This window comes from Gimesia aquarii (assembly GCF_007748195.1).
Lineage (GTDB): Bacteria > Planctomycetota > Planctomycetia > Planctomycetales > Planctomycetaceae > Gimesia > Gimesia aquarii.
In genome coordinates this window covers 3,059,566-3,072,480 of sequence record NZ_CP037920.1, presented here as the reverse complement: position 1 = coordinate 3,072,480, position 12,915 = coordinate 3,059,566, and the positions used below count along the sequence as shown (strand labels likewise).

The window sequence follows — 12,915 nt, the reverse complement described above, 5'->3', positions numbered from 1 at the left end:
AGTCTATTATAGAATATGACTTAACACACTGACAATCACAAACAATCAATTGGAACCTATTTTCAGTGATTTTCATAATATTCGAATAGCAACTTCTATCTTTGCGTCGAAATGAGTGTAAATATTTTGAATCCACTCTTCAAATTCTGAACCGGAATATAGGTTTTGGTCTCCATGGACTGTTTTCCGGTGGATAAGCTGAAAGTCAAATATGAGGTTGAAATCCCCTGTTGCTTCATTAACTCCACAGTAAACGGCCCTGCTTTCTGACGACTTTCCGCGAAAATGTTATAGCCTTTTGCAATCCCCATCGGCAAATCAACCATGGCTAAGATATTTGCCTTGCTGAGCCCTTCAGCACGGGCGTGCTTAAACGTTGGTTGATTTTGCGAGATCTGCTTAGAAGCGTCTGATGCATTGAGTGCGTCCAGGAATTTTTGCATAGAAGCATTTGCTCCCATCACCTGCAGCACTTTCCCTTTGGGATACGCCATACGATTCGTAATGCCCTCCGAACCATAGAGTACCTCCAGCATCCGTTTCTGAATCTGTAATGGGTCAGATTCGGGATCCACTTCTTGTTTGATCACAGTTAAATCAACCGCTTCATCGCCGATCTGCTGCTCATCAGGTGAAAATGTAATCTGCTGCTTCAGCCCGGGTATCGAAATATTCTGCATGAGTGACATCATTTCTCGCGTATAGTCCCGCATCTTTTGCGAAGGTTCTACTTCGGAAATCGCATACGCGTTCAGAACCCCATCCGAAAGTTTGCCCAGTTCAAAAGAGAAGTAATAGCTACCAAATTTCAGTTTGTGAATTTCTTTGACGATCTCCTCAAATTTCGTCTTGGCTTCGGCGTTTGGTTTTGATCCATCAAACATCTGAGCGGTGAAATTCATCCCCCATGTGATGAGTGCCTCTGTATTTCCCGCACCCGCAAAATACGCCAACTGATTGGCAGGAAATTTCCCTAACTCTTCAAATTTCTGTGGGGGATTCTTTTGAAAGAGTTGATCCGTCTTCGAATTTTCTTTGACTTCAAACAAGCTCTCCAGTCCGAGACCATCACTTCCCAGGTTGAGTGCAGTGGTGTAACTTTTCGAATCTTGAACCGCTTGTAACGCCCCTTTAGCCACTGCCGAATAGAGCGACATGATTGGCTTCATATTCACCCCCGGCGCTGTATTCACTGTTTCGGAAAGTCGATTGAGAGTGACATCCACCTTCTGACCAGCCTGTTCCAATTGAGGCTGGTAAATCTGTACTAACTTTCCCGAATTGATATAGAGCGATAAATCCCCTTTGGCAAAGAAATCACGTGATCGCGGGCTCATATGAGTCTGAAAGTTTTGCTGACCATCTTTGATCAACGCCATAGCCTGATCGACAAGGGCCTGATCGCTGCTATAAAGCAGCCAGTTTTCATGTGTGGCGCTATGATACTTCTCACCTAGCGCCTCTTTGAATGCATTCTTATTAGCAACAGGAACTGCATAGAGAAATCCTGGTTGTTTTGATTGACTTAGAAACACCCCAACACACATGTCGCGTGTGGTATCGACTCCTGCAAGATTCGGGTTAGAAATCGAACGTCCCAAAATGGTTCGCAAGTTTAAACCGACGACTCCCGAGAGATTTTCATCGACCTGATTGATTAAACTGGCTACTTTTTGCGACGTCGCCTTGGGATCTTTAAGCCTAATCACAATGCTGGCATCAGAAGAGATTGCCGATTCCGGAATCTCTGCTGCGGAAAGTATCGTCACCGGAAACAAGATTGAAATGATTGCGAGAAACAGATTCCATTTCACAGACATGTAACACTCCATTAATTTGAATTCGTAGAGGCCCGTTTTAAATCCCTATTATAGACATTGCAGCACTCGAAGAGGACTCACCCACCGTCCGAAGCTGAAATAACCCTAAACCATTTATAATAAAAACGTTAGCAACACTGACAACAGTTTAACCTTGTAATTATAAGGATAAAAACCAGCAACAAATTAGACAGTTTAAGATAGATAGAAATTTTAGGTTGAGATTAAGAATCATAGAATGGTTATGAGTTAATCCAAATGCAGCAAACACAACAAACATGCCTTCCCTCTGACCAAGCAAAATACAGATCCTGACTCGTGTGGGAATTCGCTCCCTACCGATGAGAAAAGAATAAGGTGCCTTTTTTATAAAGTCACATTGGAAATTCACCTCAGTATGGATACTGAGATCGGAAAATCGTTCTTCCCTATCATTTTCCGTAAGATAAAATTGACGACAAAGATCTGGTTGAAGGATCAAACAGAGTTTCAATGTCTACAGGATTTGCTGGCTCCCGATCCATGGATGAACGCCGACGCCGAAGATTAGCGTCGGAATCTTCAGAGTCTCTCAATGACTCGAGTGATGAATCTACATCACACAACATTGCGCGAACACATCGCTTTGCAGCAGGCCAGTTTCCTTTACGTACATTGATCTTCCCCAAACGGTGGAAACTCTCTCTGTATTACTTGCCAGTTTTTTTGTGTTTTTCCGGTTTCATTGCCGCTGATATTTATCGTCCTCAATTTTCTGCTTCCGGATCTGCTCTGTCTGAATTTCTGTCACTCGAACACAGCCCTCTTCCTGTGTATCTGACCGGAGCTCTCCTTTTTGTATCAGGCCAGCTTTCGCTCTTGATTGGGTCACTTCGTACGCAAAGTCTACATGATTTTTCAGGAAGACACCGTCTGTGGAAGTGGGTTGCCGCAGGAATCTTTTTGTTCGCAGTTTGCACCACAACTCAATTACATCACGTCTGGGCATCAAGCGTCATTGAATTGAGGCTGTTTGATTGGGGACCACATACTCAACTTCTGGCCTGGCTGATTCCTGCATTATGTATCGGCTTGAGTGTTTCGCTGATGGCTTATCTTGAAATGCGGGGAGACCGTGCAGGCCTGAATTTTACGATTATTGCGGTGGCTGCTTACGTAGCCAGTCTGACGTTGACGCTGACGGGAAATTTAATCCCCTGGGAAGCACACCATCTTCAGATCGGGGCAGGTCTGCTCTTTTTTGCACATTGGAGCTTATTCACCAGCCTCATCTTACATACGCACCACCTGCTCTACCGATCAATCGATCTTCCAGAAAAGGTTCCCTCACGATCCAGACAGCTGTTTGCCAATTATCTGCATCGTCGACGTATTAAACGCAAAGCCAAGTGCGTTGCGAAAGCATTCAGACAGAAAGAAAAACAATCCCTTAAAAAAATCGAAGAAGAAGAAACAAAAGCAGCTTCTCCTGATCCAAAGCCTTCTCGACCGGTGAAACGTGCGTCGCGCAGCAAGCCCACGCCAACTCCTGAGGCTGTCAATGAGGTGACCACTACTCCCCCAGAGAAAAAATCAGCTCCGCGTTCGTCCCAAAAAACCGTTCAAACCCAACCAGCTGGAAAACAAAAATCAAAGGTTCAGAAAAAGAACATCCGCGTCGACTCAGGACATGATCCGGAACTGTTAAAAGGACTAAGCAAACGCGAAAGGCGGAAACTGCAAAAGCAATGGCGTGAAGAAGAACGCCAAAGGGCCGCACAGCAGGAAGAAGATTGGTCATAATTCTCAATTTTTTATGATCCACTTTTGAATTTCGCTCGTTTCTTCAAGTGATTCTTTATAAACTTGCTCTGTTCTGTTAGAGATTCTCGATGTGTACTCCACTCACGACTGATGAGTAAGTAGCATTCTGAATACTCAAAATGATCTGCACGCTTGGGAAAGGCCATAACCACTGATGTCAAACGATAACTTTTACTCCGAAGACAATGACTCACAACCAGACGAATTCTCAGCTCAGCCCAAGCCGGGGATGAGCAAGGGGGTTAAGGTCTTATTAATCATTCTTGGTGCTGGTTCTCTATGCCTGTTACTATGTTGTGGTGGTCTGTTCTATGCTGCCAGAAACATGGACATCAAAATGAAGGTGACGGAGAAAAAAGCAGAGATCATCACCATCCAAAATGAAATCACAGAAATTACGATTCCTGAGACCTTCAAACCCATGGCAGGTGTCACGTTTAGCGTCGTTGGCAAAGGCATGAAAATGGCCATGTACGAGCCTGTATCCAAACAAGGGGTCTTGATCCTAATGAGTCTCTCTGTCCCCGACGATGGCATGATTGATATGGAGAAAGAGTTCCGCGATAGCCTGAATAATCAAAATCAAAATCAGAATCAACGCCAGCTCGATATCACAAAGGAAGAGACACGCGAATTCATGATTAAAGGCAAAAAACTCAATTTCACCTTTGCTGAGGGAACCGATCAAGATAAAACGAAGTTTCATCAGGTCACAGGAGTTTTCCCTGGTAAAGGTGGTCCTGCCTTCATAATGCTACAGATTCAAGCTGACGAATATAACGAAGAAGAAATCGTAAAGATGATTGAATCAATCAAATAGTCGTCAGGCTTTAATTCAAGCGTTATTCTGAAACGATTTTGACTGTCGGTGGGTGTGCATAGTCTTCCCACAAGTGCTGATCTCGTTTTGCACTCGGTTTTCCATCATGCACATAGTAACGATAACGTGAAACGTATGGCTTTCCCGGCTCAATCGTAAATGCATCCACGGCTGCGACAGCAAAACAAAAATAAGGCATACTGGGATGCAATCTTACCGGCTGAGGGAATCGGAAGTTCCCCGGGTGACTTAAAATCGTCACACCAGCCGTTTCAGCACCCAGGGGGCCATACATTTCCACCCAGTGTGGACGGGATTGATTTCCGTTTGTTTTGTTTTTGCCTTCGCTGGTGAGATAATCGTATTGATGATTCTCATGCCAGTCTGCAAGACCGCGGATCGTCATCCCCCCATAGTGGACTTTCTGTATGGTAACCGGTTTGCCGGTTGCACAATTCTGTACTGAATTAATATCAAACAGAAAGTGATCTTTCAAAGCAAACACTCGAACCTGCCACGTTTCTTTCAACATCGTCACCGGACCTGTTTTTTTCGTCAGATCGATATGATCAATGGTCGTTGTAAACGAACCAAACACAGGCCCGCCTGTGAAAGAGTTGATCTGATTATGCTCGACTTTGCCTAACTGCGACTTCTGATCCCAGCCATTATTCTCTCTCCCCTCAAACAAAATTTTCCGCCACGAAAACATGATTCCGTGTTGATGCGCGTGGTTGGGATTGAAGTCATCGGTAATCACTTTGCCGGAGGGGGTATATAAGGGGTGAATGTACCCGCTCTTGTCATAATAAGCCTGATCTCGTTTGGGTGCTTTAACCACGGCGTGATTGTATGTCAGTACGGGCTTGCCATCGACTTTCACGTTCAAATGTTTTCCATCATCCTCCACCGTCACTCCTGACGTTTGTTCTCTCTCCCGCGGTCCTGCAAGCAGACGATACTTTCGTTTCGATCCCGCTGGCAATTGTTCACGTAAAATCCACACCAGTTCTCGCTGTTCTCCTGTCAAACCGATTTGAACGGGTATTTCGGTTCCCGTATCGACTCGAAAGAGTGTCAGATCCGGTTGATTTTCCAACAGTTTTGGTACTGGAATTGACACAACACAGTTTTGTCTCGCCTGTTTCCCAGCAGATACTTCGAGGAGCAAAGCAGGTCCCGCCTGCAAAGTGGAAACACCTTCAATAAAAAACAGAATTGCAGCGCAAGTGATAATCAATTTTTGCCTGAAATTCAAAAGCTGAGTTTTCATGTTGTTACTCGTCATTTTAGAGTGTCCAGCCTGTGCGATATTCTCGTTGAACGTATTGTGCTGCTGCGGTTGTGTTGGAAGCATCCATTTTTTCTGCATCCCATTCAATTTTCTGGCCGACTCGAAACGCCAGATTTCCCAGAAGGATCGTTTCGGTCAAGGGAGCCGCGTAATCGAAGTGACAGAGCGTTTTTCCATTCCCCTTACAGGCTTCGTACCACTCCATCCGCTGGTTACCAATCGCGTCGGGGATCGTTTTTTCAGGCGGTTTGAAGCCAACAAATTTTTCTTCGGGCAACAGAATACGTTTATTGTAATCTGCGGCCAGCATCCCCTTTTCACCCACAAACAAAATCCCCGCTGCCCATGAGGGTCCTCCCAGGTCCAACACCGGTTGTGGCGTATTGCGCCCATGATACCAGACGACTTCAACGGGTGGCATGGATTCACGTGCGGGAAATTGCCAATGACAATCGAGCCAGAATGGTGTTGAATCGGGATGCAGTTGTGGTCCCTTCGTCTCAACTGTCGTTGGATATTTGAGGTTGAGAGACCAGAAAATTAAATCCATATAATGACAGCCCATGTTTCCGAGTGTGCCATTTCCAAAGTCCCACCAGTAGTGCCAGTCGTGGGGATGGTAACAGGGGTGAAAATTCTGCATGGGAGCAGGCCCCACCCACAAATCCCAATTCAGGGTCTTCGGAATCGGCTGTGATTCTTGGGGGCGGTCAACGACGCGTTTATAACGTCGCCAGCCTCCGGGTCGTCCAAACCAGACATGAACCTGCTTGACACCACCAATGGCACCTGACTGAATCAGTTCCACCGTTCGACGATAATTTTCGCCGGCATGATTCTGTGTTCCCATTTGCGTGACGACATTTTCTTCATTTGCCACACGATTCATTTCGCGTACTTCATGAATTGAATGCGCCAGTGGTTTTTCGCAATAGCAATGCTTGCCACGTCGCATGGCATTGATGGCGATTGTCGCATGGGAATGGTTGGGAGTCGTAACGACAACAGCGTCGATTTCCTTCTCCAGCTTGTCCAACATCAGACGAAAGTCGGCAAATGTTTTCGCTTTCGGATATTGAGCGGCATACTTCGCTGTGCGGGCATCATCGACATCACAGAGTGCCACAATATTCTGACTGGAAACTAACCCCAGGTTGGCATTTCCCTGATTACCGAGGCCAATGCAGGCAATATTCAGTTTTTCGTTCGCAGAACGACTTTCCGCCTGAGTTGAATTCCCTGCAACCCATATTCCGGCTGCGCTCAGTGCCGCCTTTTGCAACATTGTGCGCCGTGTGATTTGATTCGATGAATTCATGAACGCTCACTTTGGTTTGCTACCGTTTTTTGAGTTGACTCAGAATATGACTTTATTAAACCTTGTTTCGTTATTAATTGCCACCCTAAAACAATTGAGCATGTCGACTTTGGATTGGATCTGATTTTGTCGTACGAATTACAGCAATCTTGAGTGCTGTCGCTCACTGGAATTTCAGAATGGGATCGTTTCAAATCAACCTGAAGTCATACTACCACGAAAAACACGAAATCCACGAACGGTATTAAAGCTTCTGGTCTTACTGATGTATTTTTAGATGTGGCTGATTTTCAGTTAGGGTTGTCTGGCGCTATTGCCTATGATACTTGCTGATTCGTGCTATTGCTTGTTTCAGGCTGAGAGGTAAGCGTTGTCATGTTTGTGAATCTGATAAAATACAGAAGCTCCCCTTTTTTGAACGGTCCCTATCATGCAGGATGTCAGACAAGGTTCAAGAGAAACTTTTGCGCATTATTGTCTCAGATGTGGTATGAAATTGAGGTTTGGAATAACTTAAGAAGTCGGACAGGGTGCTCAAAAGGAGCAATTCCATACGAGACAGAGAGAACCGGTTCCCATTCTTCAGGTGAAAAGTTGGAAAAAAAGCACGTTTTTGTAGTGCATAAACCACCTTTATTCACATTGTCCAGTTATCCGATTTTTTCTCCTCGCGCGCGCGAGACATAAACAGGGAGTATCGAAATGGGCATGTGGAAGTCAAGTACAAAACGAACAGTGAAATGGTGCAAAGCAACAGTTGTCACTGTCCGATCAGAAGGGCAGATACCTTCAGTTTGTTACATGGGAACCATTTAATAAACTTGATATTTTCCAAAGTGTAAAAGAAAACAAAAATGGTTCAGAAACAGCCTTATCCGATTGTATTTCCCCTCAAGCTGATAGATATTAGAGATACCATCCGAATGATTCATTAATCTAATCTCATCCGCATCAATTTTAAAGAAAGACATACATGGCCGTTCGACTTCGACTTTTAATCATCTTCTGTCTTGTCATTTTTTCTGGATGCTTTGCTTCTTCAATTTCCGTCGCTTCCGAAAAACCCAATGTGCTGTTCATCGCCGTTGACGATTTACGTCCAGAACTGGGCTGCTATGGCGCCGCTCATATCAAGAGTCCCAACATCGATCGGTTGGCGGCGAGTGGACTGTTGTTTGAACGAGCTTACTGCCAGCAGGCAGTCTGTTCTCCTTCGCGCACCAGCCTGATGACAGGGCTGCGTCCCGATTCGACAAAGGTTTACGATCTCGAGACGCATTTTCGAAAAACGGTTCCCGATGTCATCACACTGACACAACAATTTATGAAACATGGATACCACTCGGTCGGCATGGGGAAAATTTATCATGGGAGTTTGAATGATGATCCCTCCTGGGATCGATATCTAAAGGTCAAAGCCAAAGGGTATCAGCTACCGGAAACACAAGCTGCTATCAGAGCCAAAACGAAAGGGCTCAATCTCAAAAAAATGAGTCGAAAAAAACGCTCACGTTTGACACGGGGCCCGGCGACAGAAATGGCTGATGTCCCCGATCATCTTTATCGGGATGGAGCAATTGCGGAACAGGCTGTAAAAACACTTCAACGACAGAAACAACATCAGAAACCCTTCTTTCTGGCAGTCGGTTTTCTAAAACCGCATCTACCATTTGTCGCTCCTCAAAAATACTGGGATCTTTACGATCGGTCTGAGATCAAACTGGCTGATAACCCCTTTCTCCCGAAAGACGCTCCTAAGTGGGCGTCTACGAATTGGGGAGAACTCCGTAACTATTCCGATATTCCCCGGAAAGGCGATCTGACCGAGGAACAAGCTTTGAAACTGCGCCATGGTTATTATGCCAGTGTGAGCTTTACCGATGCGAATGTCGGAAAAATCCTTGATGAATTAAAACGTTTGGAACTGGATGACAATACAATTGTGATTCTCTGGGGCGATCATGGTTGGAAACTGGGTGAACATGCCGGCTGGTGCAAGCACACTAACTTTGAACTGGATACCCGGGTTCCCTTAATCATCCGTGCTCCGCAAATGCAAGCAAGCGGTAAAACAAGCCGTGCTCTGGTCGAATTTGTGGATATCTATCCCACACTCTGTGAATTAGCCGGGATTCCTCTGCCCGACCACCTGGAAGGAACCAGTTTCAAGCCGCTGTTGGAGAATCCCAATCGTCGCTGGAAACCAGCTGCGTTCAGCCAGTATCCACGCGGTTCTATGATGGGTTACTCAATGAAGACAGACCGATATCGATACACCGAATGGCGGGAACGCAAATCAGGAAAAATCGTGGGCCGTGAACTTTATGATCACAAACATGACTCTGCTGAAAACAGTAATATCGCAAATCAACCAGATCAGAAAACCGTTATCAGCCAGCTTTCCAGACAACTCAAAAAGAACTGGAAAGGGGCAGTCGTTCCCGATTAGTCGACAATCCGAATCTAATGTTGCACTTTTAAGCAGAATTGATTTCAGAAATGAAAAACGGCAGACAGAAATGACTTCTGTCTACCGTTAGTTGATTAATAAGTCGCCTGAACTGCTATCAGGATACTTTCATTGCTTCAGATAGAATTTTTGAAGTACTTTCCCGCATGATGCGTGGGTCGACCATTTCGCCTTCCTGGAGGGTCGCTCGCACCTGTTTTCCGGAAATGAAAACTGGCTTTTCTTCCGAGTGGTTTTCCATCAGGTCAACACGCCCCAATGATTCATAAAAGGCAGCAAAGCCAACGTTAACAGGTTCAATCAACAATTCACCCGCCAGATTATTGAAGATCTCCTGGGCATCGAAGTCGCCCCAGATGGCGGTTCCATCAGCGTAGGGAGCATCGGCATGCTTACGACCAATGACGATGTTGGTGTATCCCATGTTCTGGCGGTAGATGCCATGCATGACGGCTTCTTTAGGACCGCCGTAGAACATTTTGATATCCAGGCCGAGCAATAAAACCCGATCTGGAGGATTGTCATCGCGTGGTCCCCACAATTCAGGATCACTGTCACCGTCCCCGAGTTCCCGATTCTCGATCAGTTTTTCATAAGTCTCCATCCGAATTTCGGCACTCACATCGTCACTTTTGGTTTCACCGATGAGTGGATTCAAAACCGCACCTGCGTTTTTGCCTTGTCGCAACAAAGTTTCCAAACCGTAAACCAGAGCGTATTCGTGAGCACGGTGCAGAGGGTTACGAGTTTGAAATGCGACTACAGCATCCCAGCCTTTATCGGCAATCAGAGCACGTACTTCACGGGGCGTGAGCACATATTTTCCGAATGCACTATTTTTGGGTTGTGGTAAAACGCGAATCTCTCCACCAATGAGGTGAGAGTTGTCAGCATCGCCTTCGAGGACCATCGCCGCGCCTGGATGATCGGTGCGTTCGGTCTGATATACACTCTTCAGATATTTGGGCTTGTCCCACTCATAGACATCCGTAATATCCAAAGTGGCAACGATATCCCCTGCGGGATTTGTTAACGCGACTTTTTGCCCACTGGAAAGTGTACCTGCTAATTCCGAAGTGACAGGCAAAGCCAAAGGAATCGTCCATGCATACTGCTTACCATTCACTTCGATGCACGCTTCATCGAGGACACGGTTATAAACTTCTTCACCCATTGGTCCCGTTAAGGGGCTCAATGTACCATCTCCCAAACGGTAGACGGTTGATAAATCAGCTGCAGAAACAGGGACTTTAGGAAGCGTTGCGGCTTCGGCTTTGAAGCTATCAATTTCCTCAGCAGAAACAGTACAACAGACAGGTTCACTCAATCCACCATGAGGGGCAATCAGATCAGCCATTGTTTGAATTCTCAATATGTACAAAAGGTTCACAGAATCAACGCCAACCACTGGGCGTTTCTATCAGCGAAATTAGGGAAACAGATTGAAAACTTCAAGCAACTGGCACACGGATTCGACGAAATCAAAAAACTCTCTGGTTTCAGGTCGTTTTCTGCGGTTTTAACCCCTCAAACCTGTCTTTTGCAGCAAAGCGTTGGTCGATTCATAGGCTTCCTGGACCCATTCCTCAATTTTGTCGGGATCAGGAGAATATTCCAATTCCAGCGAAATCGCCCCCTCAATGTTCAATTTTTTGATTTCATCCAGATAAGGTTCGAAAGGAACCACTCCCCGCCCCGGAGGCAAATCGCCGTGTACTTTACCGTCACAGTCAGAAATATGAACGTGGATCGCTTTCCCCTGTAATTTCCTCAATTCTTCTGGTTTCACGTTCGCTAATACCAAATGGGAAATATCAATGTTGGCTTTTAACGCAGGATGATTCACCTCATCCACAAAACGAACCATTGAATCGACGTCGTTCAATAATGAAAGCGGAAACGGTTCCAGTTCGAGAGCGATTTTTAATCCCAGAGAATCCGCATATGTAGCAAGCGACCGGCATTGCACGACTCCCTGTTTCCATTGTTCTTCCGGCGGTATCACTTCCCGGTTCCAGATGTATTCTCCCAGCACCAGCAGTAGATTTTGGGCCTCGTACTCGTAACACAAATCGAGATAAGCTTTTACCCTTTGGAAATGAAAACGTTGCACACTTGGATTGAAGTCGATTAATCCCACTGCCACACAACACACTGAGACAATCGGCAGATCGAGCCGATCGCACGTATCTTTGACCAGTTTTCGTTCACGGACATCAGCATCAAGTGGATCGATAAAAATATCGACACAGTCAAATCCAAGCGCTTTTGTCTTTTCTAAGCCCCAGACGGTATCTCGGCCTGCTTGTGCCCAGGCAGAGTTTATCATTCCAAGTCTCATGGCGTTTGTTTCCCTTCTACTGCGCATCTGCTCCTGTTTCCTCATGTATTAAGATAGCAATCGACTTGCAGCAGGAAAAGCCATCGATCAGAATGGGGACACCTCGATTCCAAATACTTCTCTTACAGATCAGGATATAATCAGAAATGGATCTCAATTTGTCAGGTGCCACTGTCGTGATTACGGGCGGAGCAAGTGGCATCGGTCTGGTAACAGCGCGTACGTTCATCGAAGAAGGAGCTCAACCCATTCTTTGGGACCAGACCGATCAGGCCGAGTTGATTGCCGATCAATTGAGTGATGAGACCGGACAAACTGTGCTGGGGTTTCAAGTCGACATTACAGACTTGACGGCAGTCCAGGAAATCACTCAACAGACACTGAATCGCGCTTCTCAAATCGATCACCTGGTACATGCAGCTGCAATCGGCTCAAGAAAGTTCGGTTTTCCGTTCACGAATTTGGAACCCTCTGACTGGCCACGTGTGTTTGAAGTCAACATGCAAGGCATGGTGCATATTGCCCATACATTAGCCCCCGTTATGCAACAGGCTGGCAGGGGAAGTATGACATTTATCAGTTCGATCGCAGGTCAAATCGGTTCACAAACCGATCCCCCTTATAGTGCTTCCAAAGCCGCCAACATTAACTTTGCACAATGTATGGCTAAGGATTTAGCCGGGTATGGGATTCGTGTGAATTCCGTTTGTCCCGGAATGGTACAGACTCCCTTGAATCAATCGGTGTGGCAGGCTTGGAATGATCGTCAATCCAAAGAGAACCAGAAAACCTATGAGCAATGGGCAGGAGAAAAAATCAAACAACTGGTCCCGCTACAGCGCTGGCAGACGAAAGAAGATATCGCCAATATGATCGTTTTTCTCAGCTCAGATCGTGCCTCTCAAGTGACAGGACAAACGATTAATGTCGATGGTGGGTTTGTCATGCACTCGTGAAAATATATGACCATTTATAACTTAAGCCCCACGTAAAGAATCCTGTGAAAACAGAATCGACTACGAGGGGCCATTATTGATTTAACAATTTGC

9 protein-coding genes are annotated in these 12,915 nt (G+C 45.8%); 4 read left to right on the top strand and 5 right to left on the bottom strand.

From position 1 onward, the window contains the following. Nucleotides 1-95: 95 nt before the first annotated feature. Nucleotides 96-1,820, bottom strand: coding sequence for a hypothetical protein (locus tag V144x_RS12315; RefSeq protein ID WP_144985455.1), 1,725 nt, complete (start codon nt 1,818-1,820; stop codon nt 96-98). 492 nt (nt 1,821-2,312) lie between these two features. Between V144x_RS12315 and V144x_RS12310 the strand changes: the two genes are divergently transcribed. Both V144x_RS12310 and V144x_RS12305 read left to right on the top strand, forming a co-directional pair. Beyond that, nucleotides 2,313-3,602, top strand: a complete 1,290-nt coding sequence (locus V144x_RS12310; RefSeq protein ID WP_144985454.1) for a hypothetical protein — start codon at nt 2,313-2,315, stop codon at nt 3,600-3,602. 175 nt (nt 3,603-3,777) lie between these two features. Next, on the top strand, nt 3,778-4,443 hold the full coding sequence (locus tag V144x_RS12305) for a hypothetical protein (protein WP_144985453.1): 666 nt from the start codon (nt 3,778-3,780) through the stop codon (nt 4,441-4,443). Between the two features lie 22 nt (nt 4,444-4,465). Here the strand turns inward: V144x_RS12305 and V144x_RS12300 are convergent, their stop codons facing one another. Beyond that, the gene (locus V144x_RS12300) at nt 4,466-5,716 is read right to left on the bottom strand and encodes a DUF6807 domain-containing protein (protein WP_197998889.1); all 1,251 of its coding nucleotides are present in this window, start codon (nt 5,714-5,716) and stop codon (nt 4,466-4,468) included. A 16-nt stretch (nt 5,717-5,732) separates the two neighbouring features. Then, entirely contained in the window at nt 5,733-7,055 is a 1,323-nt protein-coding gene (locus V144x_RS12295) for a Gfo/Idh/MocA family protein (protein ID WP_144985451.1), read from the bottom strand. Between the two features lie 973 nt (nt 7,056-8,028). Here V144x_RS12295 and V144x_RS12290 point away from each other — a divergent pair. Then, nucleotides 8,029-9,504 (top strand): sulfatase, encoded by a 1,476-nt coding sequence (locus tag V144x_RS12290; protein WP_144985450.1) that lies wholly within the window; start codon nt 8,029-8,031, stop codon nt 9,502-9,504. Nucleotides 9,505-9,622: 118 nt separating this feature from the next. On the opposite strand, the gene V144x_RS12285 is transcribed toward V144x_RS12290, so the two are convergent. Next, nucleotides 9,623-10,882, bottom strand: a complete 1,260-nt coding sequence (locus V144x_RS12285; protein ID WP_144985449.1) for a sulfate adenylyltransferase — start codon at nt 10,880-10,882, stop codon at nt 9,623-9,625. A gap of 162 nt (nt 10,883-11,044) precedes the next feature. Beyond that, nucleotides 11,045-11,866, bottom strand: coding sequence for a sugar phosphate isomerase/epimerase family protein (locus V144x_RS12280; RefSeq protein WP_144985448.1), 822 nt, complete (start codon nt 11,864-11,866; stop codon nt 11,045-11,047). A gap of 146 nt (nt 11,867-12,012) precedes the next feature. Between V144x_RS12280 and V144x_RS12275 the strand changes: the two genes are divergently transcribed. Next, the gene (locus V144x_RS12275) at nt 12,013-12,822 is read left to right on the top strand and encodes an SDR family NAD(P)-dependent oxidoreductase (RefSeq protein ID WP_144985447.1); all 810 of its coding nucleotides are present in this window, start codon (nt 12,013-12,015) and stop codon (nt 12,820-12,822) included. The last annotated feature ends 93 nt before the right edge of the window (nt 12,823-12,915 follow it).

What these genes read in the sequence shown, in the direction of transcription:
- V144x_RS12315 (WP_144985455.1), bottom strand. Translation starts at nt 1,820, where the DNA reads ATGTCTGTGAAATGGAATCTGTTTCTCGCAATCATTTCAATCTTGTTT.
- V144x_RS12310 (WP_144985454.1), top strand. Translation starts at nt 2,313, where the DNA reads ATGTCTACAGGATTTGCTGGCTCCCGATCCATGGATGAACGCCGACGC.
- V144x_RS12305 (WP_144985453.1), top strand. Translation starts at nt 3,778, where the DNA reads ATGTCAAACGATAACTTTTACTCCGAAGACAATGACTCACAACCAGAC.
- V144x_RS12300 (WP_197998889.1), bottom strand. Translation starts at nt 5,716, where the DNA reads ATGAAAACTCAGCTTTTGAATTTCAGGCAAAAATTGATTATCACTTGC.
- V144x_RS12295 (WP_144985451.1), bottom strand. Translation starts at nt 7,055, where the DNA reads ATGAATTCATCGAATCAAATCACACGGCGCACAATGTTGCAAAAGGCG.
- V144x_RS12290 (WP_144985450.1), top strand. Translation starts at nt 8,029, where the DNA reads ATGGCCGTTCGACTTCGACTTTTAATCATCTTCTGTCTTGTCATTTTT.
- V144x_RS12285 (WP_144985449.1), bottom strand. Translation starts at nt 10,882, where the DNA reads ATGGCTGATCTGATTGCCCCTCATGGTGGATTGAGTGAACCTGTCTGT.
- V144x_RS12280 (WP_144985448.1), bottom strand. Translation starts at nt 11,866, where the DNA reads ATGAGACTTGGAATGATAAACTCTGCCTGGGCACAAGCAGGCCGAGAT.
- V144x_RS12275 (WP_144985447.1), top strand. Translation starts at nt 12,013, where the DNA reads ATGGATCTCAATTTGTCAGGTGCCACTGTCGTGATTACGGGCGGAGCA.